This is a genomic window from Clostridium sp. B9 (genome assembly GCF_050509515.1).
Lineage (GTDB): Bacteria > Bacillota > Clostridia > Clostridiales > Clostridiaceae > Sarcina.
This window is the reverse complement of record NZ_JBNWKA010000003.1, coordinates 1,912,759-1,926,343: the sequence shown is the minus strand read 5'-3', so window position 1 is coordinate 1,926,343 and position 13,585 is coordinate 1,912,759. Positions and strand designations below refer to the sequence as shown.

Below are 13,585 nucleotides of genomic sequence, written 5' to 3'. Positions count from 1 at the left end.
CTTTTTATTTAAATATTCTATTGATATTTGACTTCATCTCTAGTTAAATCAACATCTTCTAATTTTATAAACTTAGTTTTATATCTAATTTTATAGTATAAATATAATCCTACAAATAGTGGAATTCCAATATATGATGAAATTAATCCACCCCAATCTACTCCATTTGTAACATCTAAGTATGCGTATCCTTGTCCTAAAACAACTACGCCACATAATAGTAATGCAATTATAGGTCCAAATGGGAATAACTTAGCTTTATAAACTAACTTATTTAAATCTTTTCCTTGAGCTACATAAGCTTTTCTAAATCTATAATGACAAAGGGCTATTCCAAGCCATGCTATAAATCCTGAAAGTCCTGAAGCTGCTACAAGCCATACGTAAACAACATTTTCTGCATAGATACCTGTTAAAAAACATAAACTTGCAATTATTGTAGTTAATATGATTGCGTTAACTGGAACACCATTTTTGCTTGTCTTTTCAAACATCTTTGGTGCCATTCCACTTTTAGCCATAGAATGAAGCATTCTACTTGATGCATACATACCTGAGTTACCAGCTGATAAAACTGATGTAAGTATTATAGCATTCATTACTGAAGCTGCTCCTGCTAAGCCTAACTTTTGGAACACTATAGTAAATGCACTTGTTTCAACACCTGCTTGTGCATTTGGAACTAAAGCTCCAATTACTAAGATTGTTCCTAAGTAGAATAATAATATTCTCCAGAAAATAGTGTTAACTGCTTTTGGTACATTTTTCTCAGGGTCTTCACTTTCACCAGCTGCAACTCCAACTAGCTCTGTACCTTGAAATGAGAAACCAGCTATTAAGAATATCATGAATATTGATTTTGTTCCTCCAATGAATGGTTCACCATTAGCATAGAAGTTTTTGAAACCAACTTTTTCTCCGCCTAGTATTCCAAATATCATAAGTACACCTACAATAAGGAATATAATAACTGTAGCAACTTTGATTGCTGCAAACCAGAATTCAGATTCACCATATGCTTTTGCTGATAATAAATTAAGACCTAATATAATTACTAAGAATAAAGCACTCCAAACTATTGATGAAACATTAGGAAACCAGAACTTCATTAATAAAGATCCTGCAACCATTTCTGTAGCTATTGTTATAGCCCAGTTGTACCAGTAGTTCCATCCTAAGGCAAATCCTAAGGCTGGATCAATAAATTTGGTAGCATATGTACCGAAAGATCCTGTTTCAGGCATGTAAGTTGCCATTTCTCCTAAGCTTGTACAAAGGAAATAAACCATTACCCCTATTACTCCGTAAGCTACAAAGGCTCCTCCAACACCTGCTTGATGCAAAGTATCTCCCATTGCTAGGAATATACCTGTTCCTATGGCTCCACCCATAGCAATCATGCTAAGATGTCTTGATTTAAGCCCTCTTTTCAAATTAGTATTTTGTTCTTGACTCATTTTTTAGTCCTCCTTATGGTTTTTTTAGTAAGCCATAAGTGATAACTAAGTCCGCTAACAAAAGAAACCCTTAAGCGTGGTTTCATGCTTAAGGGTTTGTAAAGTCTATATACAATACTCTCTTTCATGATAGCACACCACAAATTAATTGTGACAGTGTTAAGCATATTATACTTAACCCCAACCTAATAGAAATTAAAGCTTTTTCTATTGATTTCGGCAAATCATCCTTTCACTTTACTTCAACGTTGCTTACACTCAGTAAGGTTACTTTTAATCATTGCGCCTCTATCTCAGTTATTCACTTTTCATTAACAATTATGAACTCCTATTAATAAATTGTCAAGGAAAAATTCATTTTAACCTTAATGAATTTTAAACCTACATTATATAAGTTAACCTACTTTCAAATATGTAGAAATAAAAAATACTTATATTATATAGCTTGACTTTATATATTAATTATAGTAATATGTATTCATATCGAGAACATATGTATTTAGTAAAAATACAGAAGGGGGCAATTATGAAAAAATTATCTTTAGTAAGCAAAATTTTCTTCGCAATAATTTTAGGAATATTCATTGGGCTAGGATCTTCCTATATAAATACAGAAATACCGGTTAAGATATTAGTAACCTTCAATAGTTTATTTGGAAGCTTACTTAGCTTCTTAATACCACTTATAATAATTGGATTTATATTTCCTGGGATAGCATCCTTAGGAAATAAATCAGGAAAAGGACTTTTAGTAACTACTTTAGTTTCATATATATCAACATTTTCAATTGGATTAATAACTTTCTTTGTAGGAAGCTACATACTTCCTAAATTTATAGTTAGTGCTACTTTAGCTAATAGTGCAGTAAATGTTGAACCATACTTTTCAATAGATATACCTCCAATGGTAAGTGTTATGTCTGCTTTAGCTTTTTCATTCTTATTAGGAATAGGAATTTCTAAAATAAAGAATAGTTACCTATTAAGAGTATCTGAAGAATTTAATCATGTAGTTACATTAACAATAAAGAATATACTAATTCCTTTAGTTCCAGTATATATACTTTCTATATTCGCTAAGTTAAGCTTTAGTGGAGAGATATTTACAACTTTAAAATCTTTTGGAATTGTATATGCCGTATTATTCTCAATACAAGGATTATACTTATTAGTCCAGTATGTAATAGCAGGTTCTATAAAGAAAAAAAATCCTATAAAACTTATAAAGAATATGATTCCAGCTTATATGACAGCTTTAGGAACTCAATCATCAGCAGCTACTATTCCAGTAACTTTAAACTGTGCTAAGGAAAATGGTGTTGAAGAAGATGTATGTGACTTTGTAATTCCTTTAGGAGCTACAATAAACCTAGCTGGTGATACAATAACTTTAGTTCTTGCTTCTATGGCAGTAATGTATATGAGGGGACAAGTTCCTACTATAGGATTAATGCTACCATTTATATTAATGCTTGGAGTAACAATGGTTGCAGCACCTGGTGTACCTGGGGGTGGAGTTATGGCGGCTTTAGGATTACTTGAAGGTATGCTTGGATTTGGTAATGTAGAAAAGTCTTTAATGATAGCATTACATGCAGCACAAGATAGCTTTGGTACTGCTACTAACGTAACTGGTGATGGAGCTATTGCTATAATAGTAGAAGCTATTTTAAAGAGAAAATCTAAAAAGACTGAAGAAAACTTAGATGGTGAAGAGGAATTTATCCCAGAGATAAGTTATAACTAAATATTTTAAGAGCTATATCAAAACATACTACTGTTTGATATAGCTCTTTTGTTGTAAGCTCTACTTTGAATTCAGTGTTAATTTCTAGACATATCACAACTTAATAATAAAACGATACATTTTAAGACGGGTGATTTCTAGATATAGATGAAAGACCATCTTAATAAGTAATTAGAGTTTCATTGGTTATGGAAGAATAATAGCGTTAAGAAGCTTTTTCTGTTTGAACGCAGTGAGTTTAAAAGCTTTAGCTATTATTCTGGAATGACCAATAGAAACTCTTTACGAAATTAAGTTAGGTCTAAAGATATAGCTAGAAATCACCCTATTAAACATATCGTTTTATTTAATAACTATATTGCTGCTTTTAGGGAATAGTTGGTCATATAAAGCATCAAAATTTTCGTCTTCTAAAGTTACTTCTGTATCATCATTTACGTAAAATTGATGCATTGTGTTCATTATTAACTCATATTTCTTTAAGTTTCCTTCTTCAAGTAAAACTTCATAAAGATATGCTAAATGATTTTGTAAATACTCTTGCATATTTTTCATATCTTCATCTGAAATCTTGTTTTCTTTGTGAAGTTTATTAACTGGACCATTTTTAAATATAAAGTATGCTGATCCTTTAGCTATTCTTGCTATGTGTTCTTTAGTTATTTTATCATTATTCATATAATTCCACCTCTCTAATCTAACGTAATAATTATAAAATAAAATTAAATACATTTCAATTTTATCATTTATCATGGTAATCTAGATTTTTTACCCAATTTTACATTAAATTATGAATAAACTTTGTTAAATTATTAATATATTTGACATATTGATGAACAACTTGTATAATCATTTTGTTTGGTGTTCCTTTAAGTTTTTTTAAATACGCTTAAATATTAAATTCACATTCAATAATACGATTCACAAAACTCAAAAACAAGGAGTGTATTAAAAATGAAAAAAGGAAATATTATTCCTAAACTGATATTTTTCTTATTAGGAATGGCAATCATACAATTAGGAGTTGTAATATTCTTATTAACTAACGCTGGGTCTGACCCATTTACTGTATTTACTCAAGGTCTTTCTGATGCTTTAGGTGTTTCAACTGGAAGCGCCAACATGATTATACTTGTTACTTTAGTTATAGGTATCTTCTTAATAGACAGAAAGAGACTTCAAGTTGGTACTTTTGTTCTAGTTTTAGTAATAGGTCCTACTATAGACTTTATTATGAAAACTTTACAAAAATTCGGATTAGACACTATGCTTAATGATGTTAACTTATTTACTAAAGCTATAATCGTAGCTTTAAGCTGTATAATTATAGCTATAGGATTCTCATTTTTAGTTAGTACTGAATTAGGGGTTGCACCAAACGACCTAGTACCTCTTATAATAAGAGATAAAACTAACTTCCAATATCGTTGGATACGTATCTGCTTAGACTTAACATTCTTAGCTATAGGATACGCTTTAGATGGTGTTGTAGGTGTTGGTACAATTATAGCAGTTCTTTTCACTGGTCCAGCTATTCAATTCTTTATGCCACCATGTGAGAAGATTGTACATAAGTTTATAGGAAAAACTGCTACAAAATAATACATAAAAAACCAGTCCTTTTTTGGGACTGGCTTTTTTTATGTATTATAATTCCTGATATTTAGCTATCAATTCTACTAATTCATCGCAGAATGCATCATATCTTTTAGTTGGATGTTTAACTGTTATTTTAATTTCCTCTCCTATTTCCACCCTCTTCTGATCTGGTGAAAATGTAAAGGCCAAGGTATCCTCTCTATTATATATTGGTTTTATAGTAACATGAAAATCTTCTCCTAAAATTTTCTTTCTTAATAATGTCATAATAAATCACCTCTCATTTTTATTATAACAACAAAAGAAAAACATGCCAACTTTGACATGTTTTTGTATTTCTTAAATAATTAGATTGTACTTTCAAAAAAAGCATTTATCTTCTTCATTTCGCTCTCTGGGAAAGTATATTCGCCTAAATCATCTTTATTTATCCATTTATAAGCAGTTATATTAGCTCCACAAGTTACTTTTTCTTTTAATGAACCTGTAAATACCCTTAAATCCTCTTCTTCATTAATATTAAAATCGCATAATTCTTTTAAATCAAAAACTATAGTTTTTAAATCCTCTTTTATAGCTCTGTTTGCACACTTTTCAGGAGTCTCTCTTCCTTTGATTTTTCTCTCAAAGATATACCATAAATGTTCTTCACTCTTTTTTCCTTTTCTTTTTGAAATTAATATGTTATTAAAATCATCCTTTATAATAACAGAACAAAGTTTTATGTTGCTCATATCTTTCTCCCCTTTTACACAATTCGTTTTATATATACATATTATAGCAAATTATAGTATGTTGTTGTATTAATTTATTATAAGTTTAAATAATGTTTTCAATCTTATTTAATTTGAAAACATTATCAATAATCTTTGGATTATATATTAATAAACTTGAAAGGGATTTAATGTAAAACACTTTCTTTTATCCTTTAAAGATTTATATAGCTATCAAGAATTTATACGAATTATATTTTTATAAAAGTTATAATGATTCGGTATATTCAGTATAATTTCAACCACTCTAATTTTATAGCCCCGGGGATTTTTTATAAAAACACGAATATTAAAAAGAAGAGGTTGATTTTAACCACCCTCTTCTTTGTCTTTAATTCATTAACTCAAGAATCTATATTCACTTATAAATAAGGTTCAATTTCAAACTCTAATTAATTTAAATAGTTAATTTTTATTGATTAAATAAGTTGTAAATTATTTATATCAAGTCCATAAGTAACATCTTTTCTTTCAACTATAACCTTAATCTTCTCTTTTATTTCATCATTTTCTAGAACCTTAGTTAATAACTCTCTAGTTGGATTTATGGCATACGGTATCCCTACATTTTTAAACATAGTGAAATCTCCAGAAGTATCACCATATGCATAACTATTTTCTAAGTCTATATTATATTTTTCTTTAAGATCTAGAATAGCATTTTCTTTGCTTTCTGAATCCCACATAGGAATTATGTCACCATTATATGTATTATCTTCTCCAAGTTTATAAATTGTTCCCTTAAAGTCATTCATATTATATTTAGCTGACATTTCCTTTACAAGTTCATAAGGGGAACCAGATATAGCTATTACTATGTGTCCTTGTTCTTGGTGCCATTTAATTCTTTCTCTAGTAAAAGTATAAACTCTATCACCTTTTTGCTCTATAACTTTTTTAGCTATGTATTCTATATGATAGTTGCTTATTCCTTTTATAGCTTCTGTATATATATCAACCATTTTTAAAAGGTATTCATCATAATCGCCTTGTCTTTTATCCCATTTTAAGAAGGCTGGTCTTACATCTTTATACCACTTAGTTTCATCAACTAGTTCATATTTTATGATTTTTTTAAAAACCTCTGTTATTAGTCCTTCTCTATATATTGTTCCATCAATATCAAAAAATGCTGCTATGTTTTTCTTCATATCAATCACTCCTCTTCTGTAAAAATTCCATTTATGTATTTTTAAACAGTATAACATAAATAAATATTTTTTAAAGTAATTACTTAAAATATGGTTAGATTTAGTTGGTGTTTTTTAGTTAATTTCTAGTTATATATATCAAAAAAAGTGATACAATACATTAAAATTAATCAAAACAAAATTGTACCCATACATTTGATAATAATCTTATAATAATTTACTATATTAATATAGTAAAGTTTAGGAGGGTTCTTTATGGATATAAATTCAAAAGATAGTTTTCAAAAGACTGTTTTTACGGCCTTAATGATTGCAATAATATTTATTTCAGGTAATTTAATAAAAATCCCAACAGTAGGTGGATTTGTTCATCTTGGAGATTGTATGGTTCTTCTTGCAGCTGCTTTATTAGGAAAGAAAAGAGGAGCAATTGCAAGTGGAGTTGGAATGGCTTTAGTTGATTTATATGGTGGGTATATAATATGGGCACCATTTACTTTTATAATAAAAGCATTAATGGCATATATAGCAGGATATGTTTTAGAAGTGAATCATAGAAAAAGCTATCTAGTAGCATTTTTAGCAGCTGGAGTATTTATGGTAGTAGGATACTTCTTTGCTGGAGCTATAATAGCCTTCTTATTTACAGGAAGTTCTAACACTTTTATAGGAGCTTTAGCATACTCTGCAAAAGACATAGTAGGAAATATACTTCAAGTAGGTGTAGGTATAGTAATTGCCTTACCACTTTCAAGAGTATTATATAAACAAGAAAAAAGAGCTTTTAACTAAAAGCTCTTTTTTAAGTGAGTGTTGATTTCTAGCTATATCTTCAGACCCAACTTAATTTCATCATATACCTAGAATTTAGATTTTGTTTTAAGATAATGTTGATTTTAGATAGAACTGTAAGACCATCTTAATGGCTAGCTAAAATCAACATTTATTTAAAGCTAAATATTACTCCATTATTAGTTTAACAGGACAGTGGTCTGATCCTAAAATCTCTGTATCTATTGAAGCCTCTTTTATTCTTGATTCTAAGCTATTTGAAACTAGGAAGTAGTCAATTCTCCATCCAGCATTATTCTTTCTTGCACTAAATCTATATGACCACCAAGAATAAACTCCTTCTAAATCTGGATTAAAGTAACGGAATGTATCTATAAATCCACTATCTAAAAGATTTGTGAATTTATCTCTCTCTTCATCTGTAAATCCAGCATTTTTTCTGTTAGATTTAGGATTCTTTAAGTCTATTTCCTTATGTGCTACATTTAAGTCACCACATACAACTACCCCTTTAGTTTTTGAAAGTTCTAAAAGATAGTTTTTGAAATCATCTTCCCACTGCATTCTGTAGTCTAATCTAGCTAAAGCAGTTTGTGAATTTGGAGTATATACAGTTACCATGAAGAAGTCTTCGAATTCTAGAGTTATAACTCTTCCTTCCTTATCATGATGCTCCATGTTTATTCCATAATAAACATTTAAAGGCTCCTTTTTAGTAAATATAGCAGTACCAGAGTATCCTTTTTTCTCAGCATAGTTCCAGTATTGATGATATCCTTCTAAATCTAACTCTATTTGTCCTTCTTGTAATTTAGTTTCTTGTAAACAAAATATATCAGCATCTTCAGATTTGAAGTAATCTAAAAATCCTTTTTTAACGCATGCTCTTATACCATTAACATTCCATGATATTAATTTCATATTAAATTTCCTCCTGTGTTTATCTTAAGAAGAGGTTCTTCTACGATAATATTTAAATATTTTATATCTATTATTATATTGTAATAACCACTATAAAACAAATCATAAGAACCAATAAATAAAAATCTTTGAAAATTAAAAAGGTGTTAGCCAAATTAATTTCTGGATAACACCTTTTTGATATTAATTTAATGGTATATAATGTAACTCCTATAAGTGTTGCACTAACCAAAGCAATTGCAGATATTTTTTAGAATTCATTTTTTTATCTCCCTTTTAAAAAGTAATATTATATTATTTATAATTAGGGTTATAGAAAAAACTATAAGTAATAATATACCTAAAGATGAAATATGAACAAGCATATTACAAAAGATGTAACCATTTGGCAATCTAATTAATACATCATTTATAAATGCTGTACCAAAAAAAACTAAAATAAGACTTCCTAAAATACAATACAATATATTTTTGTTGTTCAAAAAATCAACTCCTTATTTCAATACAACTTCTTTACATTATATATACTCAAAAAAAATAATATTTGTACACAAAAGTTTATTTGTATACATCCTTTTTGTATACATTAAAAATCCCCTAATTCATTAGCAATACTGCTCTATTATTTTATCTTTTTATTATAAAAATAGTATCCTATCTGCTTGTTTTGCAACATAATTATCATGAGTCACGATAATTATTGTTTTTCCACTTTCATTAAGCTCTTTTAATAAAGATATTATAATATCTCTATTTTCTTCATCTAATGAGCCTGTTGGCTCATCTGCTAAAATAATTTCACTTGGTTTTAACATTAATCTAGCGATAGCAACTCTCTGTTGCTCACCACCACTTAACTCATATATATAGTTTTTTTGACATCCCTCTAGCCCAACAAATTTTAAACATCTTATTATTTCTTCTTCAATCTTTTTCTTATTTTTAATTGTGTGCTTAATCGCAAGTCTTAAATTCTCCTCTACAGTTTCTTCATCTACCAAGGCAAAATTTTGAAATAAGTAACTTATCTTTTCCCTTAAAAACTTATTTGCTAATTTACTATTTATTTTTATATTTTTTACACCGTCAATAATTATTTCTCCTGAATCAAATTTTTCTATCAAGCCTATCATATTTAAAAGGGTACTCTTTCCACAACCACTTCTTCCACTAATAGCAATCATCTCACCTTTTTTTACACTCAAAGAAAAATCCTTAAATATTACCTTATCAAAATACTTTTTATTTAAATTTGAAATTTCTATAATATTCATTAATATTCTCCCTTTATAACTTTAATAAGATTCTTTTTCTCTAATAAATTAATATTAAATATAATAAAAACTAACTCTATTGCTACTAATATTAGAGTGAAGTATATTATACTAATATCCTTAGTAATTAAACTTGCTATAGCCAGTGGACATGTCCAAGTTATTAAAACCATTATAAAGTAATTCATGTACCTAGAAATCAATCTATATCCATGAAGTTTTTTCACAATTATTTTATTCTTATTTTGATTAAAATATAAAGATGTATTCTGTAAAATAATGATGCTAATTACAGCGAGTAGTATTACTATAGCAAATATAATAACTTTCACTTTTGCTTGTATATTAATTATTGTACTTGCTACATTATCATATAGATTATAAGGATCTATTAAATAAACACTCATATCATAATATTTTTCAAGTCCACTAATAACTTCCTCTTCTGAATTAGCTCTAATCTTAAATGGACTATTATTGTACCCAATTATCTTATAGTAACCTACCAACTTGTCATTACTCTCTGTTAAAACACTGACAATTGGATCAGTTACACAATTCCCCTCTTCAGGATTCACATCTAATAAATATGAAAAATATTTTTGATTTGATTTCATCCAAATAATTTTCTGCTTTTGTTCTACTAAATTAAGTTTTCCATCTGCTGTTTTATGTGAACAAGTGGTACTTGAACAAGGTTCTTGTGAATTATAATCATAATACTCCAAAATCTCTTTTTCAAAATTCCTATATTTTTCAGGAACTAACAAAATTCTATCTTTTTCATCTTCACTTATATTAACTATATTACCATCTACATCGTATACTTTATGTTTTAATAAATAATTAGGATTTACAATTATATTCTCTCTCATATATTCTTCTGGCAACATTTGCTTTGCTTCTTCTATTGATGCTGGCTCATACATATTGAAATCTGCCAATATAGCTCCTTGCTTATTAAAGTGTAAATATACTGCTCTTTCTTTTTCCATCTCCTCAATTGAAAATGATTGTATACTCTCATCGTTAAATCCTAGCTCTGGTAGAATATAATATTCTTTTGTTTCTTCCCATACTTTATAATTTTCTTCATATCCCTTTCCTATGCTCGATAAATTATCCAATGCATTACTAAAAAAAATCAAAACTATACTAGCTAATATAACTTTCACAATGTTATTTAATATAATTATACTTTTTACAGGTCTTTTATTTTTTATAATGTTAGATACCGTTATTTTACTTACATAGATATATGGAAGTATCACACTTACAGTAGTAAAAATTAACATTATACTATATATACATATAAGTTCTATTATAAATTCCCAAAATAAAATATTAAATGTATTGAAATTTAAAAAAACTAGCAATACTGTTACTACTAACATCACACTTACTTCTATCCATAGTACCTCTAATAATCTTTCTTTTAACATTAAAAATGTACTATGTCCTAATAACTTTTGTATACCTATTTTCTTATATGATCCAAGTATTTGATAAAAGATCATAAAAATTAACCCAATAAAACAAACTACTAAAATAATTTTTAAAGTTTCAGTGTTATATTGATTTGAACTTCCCATTACCCTTTTTTGTACAATAATCGATTCTACTTCTAAATCTTCTATTAGCTTGTCTAAAATTTGTTCATTCTCTATCTGTACTATAAATAAATTTTCAAATGTATTTATATCTAACTTACTTTTTATTGTGCGAATTTCATGGATATTCTTCCCACTAAAATCATTAATAACTCCTATTTGTTGTATATTTTCTGAATCAATTGTTGATAAATATGAATCTATATTATCTTTTTCATCAAAAAATCTTCCTGATGCTATTGGAATATGGTTCTCAGTTTCTTCATTTGAAAAATAACCATAATTTATATACTTTTTCAAATCTTCCTTTATATCAACTTCTGAAAAGAAAATATTTCCATTATATTTATCTAAACTTTTTATTATACTTTCATAGGCGGTATCATAGTTTTCTCTATCTGGTATAGAAATTGTTACTTCAAAATTTTCTAAATCTCCTTGTAAATTTTTTAGTTTCATAAACTCAGTATGATTTCTTACTGAATATACTCCTTCAAAAGATAAGATAGTAATAATAATAAATAAAATAATTAAAGCTACTTTTTTTTTCAAAATACTCTCCTTTTCATATTAATATAAAAATTTTTATCACTCCATTTACTTCTATATTGTAACAAAATATACAATTTATGTAAATAAAGCACGCACTATAATATATTCATTAAGACATAACTTTAATATATATTTACTTTGTAATATAGCAATCTTCTCAAAAAGTGGATACTATAAATGGCGTATTAAAAAAAACAAGATATTCTAAATATAATGATAGAATATCTTGTTTTTTATATTGTATATTATTTTAATCCTCCAGTTTCACCTCTATGACCTAAAACTTTAGAGCCTAAAATTATTATTTAGTTTTCTTTATATCAACGTCTCTTCTATCTATGCTTATTTGAAGTGCCTCTTCAATTTGTTTTACCATTGGTAAGTTCTTTGGATCTGTGAACATACAAGTATATCCTTCATCTCCAGCTCTACCTGTTCTACCTATTCTATGAACATAGCTTTCAACAGTTTCTGGCACATCATAGTTATATATATGAGTTACCCCTGTTATATCTATTCCTCTTGAAGCAACATCTGTAGCTATAAGATATTGAATATTACATCTTCTAAATTGGTTCATAATCTTTTCTCTTTTAGCTTGAGAAACATCACTATGTATTTTCTCACATGCTATTCCTCTTTTAGAGAAGCCAGCTTCAAGTTCATCAGCTCTTCTCTTTGTTCTACAGAAGATTATAGCCATAAATGGATTATCCTCTTCTAATACTGTGCAAAGAGCATCTTGCTTCCATCTATCTGTTGTTTCAACAATTTCTTGTCTTATTTTATCAACTACTAATGTTTCCTCTTCAACTTTAACTGATACAGGATCATTCATATATCTATATGCAAGCTTTTTAACTGCTGAATCCATAGTTGCAGAGAAACAAAGAGTTTGTGCCTTTTTAGGAATATGCTTCATTATCTCTGTTATTTCATTTCTAAATCCCATAAGAAGCATTTGGTCAGCTTCATCAATTATAACAGTTCTTATTTTGCTTAAGTTTATAGTCTTTCTTTCTATATGATCTAGTAATCTTCCTGGAGTTGCTATTACCATATGTATAGAATGTCTTAACTTATTAACCTGTGATGATACATCTTTTCCACCATAAGCTGCTAAAACTTTTATGTATGTTGCTTTAGTTAAGTTTTTAGCTTCCTCAGTTATTTGAAGAGCAAGTTCTCTTGTTGGTGATATAACAAGAACTTGAGTATCCTTTGAGTTTTCATCAATATTCTGTATTGTAGGTAAAAGGAATGCTAATGTCTTTCCAGTACCGGTTTTTGCTTCACCAATTAAATCTGATCCATTTAATATATGAGGTATGCTGTCCTCTTGTATTTTAGTTGGAGTTTTAATCCCACTTTTTAATAGTCTTTTTGTTAATCTTTCATTTATTCCAAGTTCTAAAAAATTCAATTTCTTATCCCTATCCTTTCAGTATTGTTATTTTAAAATTCAATTATATTTCTCTATTTTAAAAATCCCTAATTTAAAACAAAGCTTATTATCTTAATTTAATGTAATATATATCCTTTTCTATATTGTTAAAAATAGAATAATACTCTAAAATTGTATTAAGATAAAAAAATAAGACATGGTTCCCGCGAAAGACCCATGCCTTACTTTTTATAGCACTTTACGTACCAACTGCTATATAAGAGTATCACAATACTCTTAATAAGTCAAATAAATATAAGGGATA

The 13,585-nt window shown here is 27.9% G+C and carries 12 protein-coding genes and 1 riboswitch; of the genes, 3 read left to right on the top strand and 9 right to left on the bottom strand.

The annotated features are described in order from the left end of the window. Window positions 1-17 precede the first annotated feature (17 nt). On the bottom strand, window positions 18-1,457 hold the full coding sequence (locus tag ACQZHJ_RS08730; protein ID WP_430485169.1) for an amino acid permease: 1,440 nt from the start codon (window positions 1,455-1,457) through the stop codon (window positions 18-20). A 122-nt stretch (window positions 1,458-1,579) separates the two neighbouring features. Beyond that, window positions 1,580-1,756, bottom strand: a riboswitch (Lysine riboswitch). Between the two features lie 227 nt (window positions 1,757-1,983). On the opposite strand from ACQZHJ_RS08730, the gene ACQZHJ_RS08725 reads away from it, so the two are divergent. Further along, window positions 1,984-3,204, top strand: a complete 1,221-nt coding sequence (locus ACQZHJ_RS08725) for a dicarboxylate/amino acid:cation symporter (RefSeq protein WP_430485168.1) — start codon at window positions 1,984-1,986, stop codon at window positions 3,202-3,204. A gap of 342 nt (window positions 3,205-3,546) precedes the next feature. On the opposite strand, the gene ACQZHJ_RS08720 is transcribed toward ACQZHJ_RS08725, so the two are convergent. Further along, the gene (locus ACQZHJ_RS08720) at window positions 3,547-3,882 is read right to left on the bottom strand and encodes a hypothetical protein (RefSeq protein WP_430485167.1); all 336 of its coding nucleotides are present in this window, start codon (window positions 3,880-3,882) and stop codon (window positions 3,547-3,549) included. 276 nt (window positions 3,883-4,158) lie between these two features. Here ACQZHJ_RS08720 and ACQZHJ_RS08715 point away from each other — a divergent pair, with 276 nt between their 5' ends. Beyond that, the gene (locus ACQZHJ_RS08715; RefSeq protein WP_430485166.1) at window positions 4,159-4,806 is read left to right on the top strand and encodes a YczE/YyaS/YitT family protein; all 648 of its coding nucleotides are present in this window, start codon (window positions 4,159-4,161) and stop codon (window positions 4,804-4,806) included. 45 nt (window positions 4,807-4,851) lie between these two features. Here the strand turns inward: ACQZHJ_RS08715 and ACQZHJ_RS08710 are convergent, their stop codons facing one another. The 3 genes from ACQZHJ_RS08710 to ACQZHJ_RS08700 form a co-directional block, all read right to left on the bottom strand. Next, window positions 4,852-5,070, bottom strand: coding sequence for a hypothetical protein (locus ACQZHJ_RS08710; protein ID WP_430485165.1), 219 nt, complete (start codon window positions 5,068-5,070; stop codon window positions 4,852-4,854). 80 nt (window positions 5,071-5,150) lie between these two features. Next, entirely contained in the window at window positions 5,151-5,537 is a 387-nt protein-coding gene (locus ACQZHJ_RS08705; RefSeq protein WP_430485164.1) for an NUDIX domain-containing protein, read from the bottom strand. A 458-nt stretch (window positions 5,538-5,995) separates the two neighbouring features. After that, the gene (locus tag ACQZHJ_RS08700) at window positions 5,996-6,727 is read right to left on the bottom strand and encodes an HAD-IB family hydrolase (protein ID WP_430485163.1); all 732 of its coding nucleotides are present in this window, start codon (window positions 6,725-6,727) and stop codon (window positions 5,996-5,998) included. Between the two features lie 255 nt (window positions 6,728-6,982). On the opposite strand from ACQZHJ_RS08700, the gene ACQZHJ_RS08695 reads away from it, so the two are divergent. Next, entirely contained in the window at window positions 6,983-7,519 is a 537-nt protein-coding gene (locus ACQZHJ_RS08695) for an ECF transporter S component (RefSeq protein WP_430485162.1), read from the top strand. Window positions 7,520-7,687: 168 nt separating this feature from the next. Here ACQZHJ_RS08695 and xth read toward each other — a convergent pair whose 3' ends face one another. The 4 genes from xth to ACQZHJ_RS08675 form a co-directional block, all read right to left on the bottom strand. Further along, a complete protein-coding gene (gene xth / locus ACQZHJ_RS08690) occupies window positions 7,688-8,440 on the bottom strand; it encodes an exodeoxyribonuclease III (protein ID WP_430485161.1) in 753 nt (250 codons plus the stop codon). Window positions 8,441-9,078: 638 nt separating this feature from the next. Then, window positions 9,079-9,714 (bottom strand): ABC transporter ATP-binding protein, encoded by a 636-nt coding sequence (locus ACQZHJ_RS08685; RefSeq protein WP_430485160.1) that lies wholly within the window; start codon window positions 9,712-9,714, stop codon window positions 9,079-9,081. Next, entirely contained in the window at window positions 9,714-11,876 is a 2,163-nt protein-coding gene (locus tag ACQZHJ_RS08680; RefSeq protein ID WP_430485159.1) for a DUF1430 domain-containing protein, read from the bottom strand. Before ACQZHJ_RS08680 ends, ACQZHJ_RS08685 begins: the two co-directional genes overlap by 1 nt. A gap of 301 nt (window positions 11,877-12,177) precedes the next feature. Then, window positions 12,178-13,299 (bottom strand): DEAD/DEAH box helicase, encoded by a 1,122-nt coding sequence (locus ACQZHJ_RS08675; protein WP_430485158.1) that lies wholly within the window; start codon window positions 13,297-13,299, stop codon window positions 12,178-12,180. Window positions 13,300-13,585 lie beyond the last annotated feature (286 nt).